Origin of the sequence: Belliella kenyensis, assembly GCF_022549675.1 — a bacterium.
In the GTDB taxonomy this organism is placed as follows: Bacteria; Bacteroidota; Bacteroidia; order Cytophagales; family Cyclobacteriaceae; genus Belliella; species Belliella kenyensis.
In genome coordinates this window covers 1-1,844 of the sequence record NZ_JAKZGR010000044.1, presented here as the reverse complement: position 1 = coordinate 1,844, position 1,844 = coordinate 1, and the positions used below count along the sequence as shown (strand labels likewise).

Sequence of the window (1,844 nt, the reverse complement as noted above, 5' to 3'; positions counted from 1 at the left end):
GCTATCAGAGACGCAATGTCTGAATCAACTCCAGAGGAGTAGCTTACACCATTGATCACAATACTAGCTACACCTGTAGGGTATGAAGTAATCCTTATACCTCTCACAAATCCTGGTGCTCCATCTGTACTAGGGTTTGCAATTATACCATCCCCATTGGTGAAAGCAGTTGGTGGAACAGGCAATTGAATGTTTCCATTTGGATTAAATGCTTCATGTATCCCGCTTCCTGCTACTGGTCGCTCTTGGATACCGAAATTCGCATTGGAAACATTTCCACCACTCACCTGCACAGCCAAAATACCATCAACTACTCCATCATTCCCTATTCCTGTACCCAAGTTCTCTCCTGTATTCAACCAACCCAATGGAAGATCAATTGACACCGTGGAAACAGGATCTAATGGCTCTGCTGTAGCTGTAGTAAGGAGTATTCTATAAGACCCATTAGACAGTCCTGTGAAACTGAAAGTCCCATCTTCTGAACTTACTTCTCTTACATTATACACTACTTCATTTCCAAAAATATCTGGACCAATCAAAATCACATTGATGCCTTCTATCGTGATACCAGATAGGTTATTGATTCCATTGGACGCCCCATCTGCATCATTGAATACTGTACCAGATATCGTATTGTTGTTTCCGCCAAAGCCCGGATTCGGGAAGAATAAAATAAACCCTTCTCCTGGAAGCAAACTCTCAAATCCAGCATTGTCTATGGCATAATACTCGAATAATACTTCGGTTCCATTATCCTCAGTCGGATCAACTGTAATCTCTACTGTTGGTGAACCTCTTTCATCGGTAGGTACAATCACACCTGCTGATGGCCAGTTGGAGGCAGTATACATCTCTCCATCTATCACAAAGCTATCCGCTCCTATTGGGAAGGATACTATGCGAACAGCCGTTACAAAGCCTGGTGCTCCATCAGTACTCTCTTCGAGAAAATTAAACGCAAAGTCAAAAACTGTATGCTGGAAGTTGCCATTCTGGTTAACTAATGTCAATGATCCACTACCTGCTATTGGTCGCTCTTGGATACCGAAATTCGCATTGGAAACATTTCCACCACTCACCTGCACAGCCAAAATACCATCAGCCAATCCGTCGTTCCCGATTCCTGTACCCAAGTTCTCTCCTGTATTCACCCAACCCAATGGAAGATCAATTGACACCGTGGAAACAGGATCTAATGGCTCTGCTGTAGCTGTAGTAAGGAGTATTCTATAAGACCCATTAGACAGTCCTGTGAAACTGAAAGTCCCATCTTCTGAACTTACTTCTCTTACATTATACACTACTTCATTTCCAAAAATATCTGGACCAATCAAGATCACATTGATGCCTTCTATCGTGATACCAGACAGATTATTGATTCCATTGGAAGAACCATCCGCATCATTGAATACTGTACCAGATATCGTATTGTTGTTTCCGCCAAAGCCCGGATTCGGGAAGAATAAAATAAACCCTTCTCCTGGAAGCAAACTCTCAAATCCAGCATTATCTATGGCATAATACTCGAATAATACTTCGGTTCCATTATCCTCAGTCGGATCCACTGTAATCTCTACTGTTGGTGAACCTCTTTCATCGGTAGGTACAATCACACCTGCTGATGGCCAGTTGGAGGCAGTATACATCTCTCCATCTATCACAAAGCTATCCGCTCCTATTGGGAAGGATACTATGCGAACAGCCGTTACAAAGCCTGGTGCTCCATCAGTACTCTCTTCGAGAAAATTAAACGCAAAGTCAAAAACTGTATGCTGGAAGTTACCATTCTGGTTAACCAATATCAATGATCCACTACCTGCTATTGGTCGCTCTTGGATACC

The 1,844-nt window shown here is 42.7% G+C and carries 1 pseudogene; it reads right to left on the bottom strand.

The annotated features are described in order from the left end of the window. Positions 1-1,844 (bottom strand): annotated as a pseudogene (locus tag MM214_RS18845) (carboxypeptidase-like regulatory domain-containing protein); the annotation flags it as partial.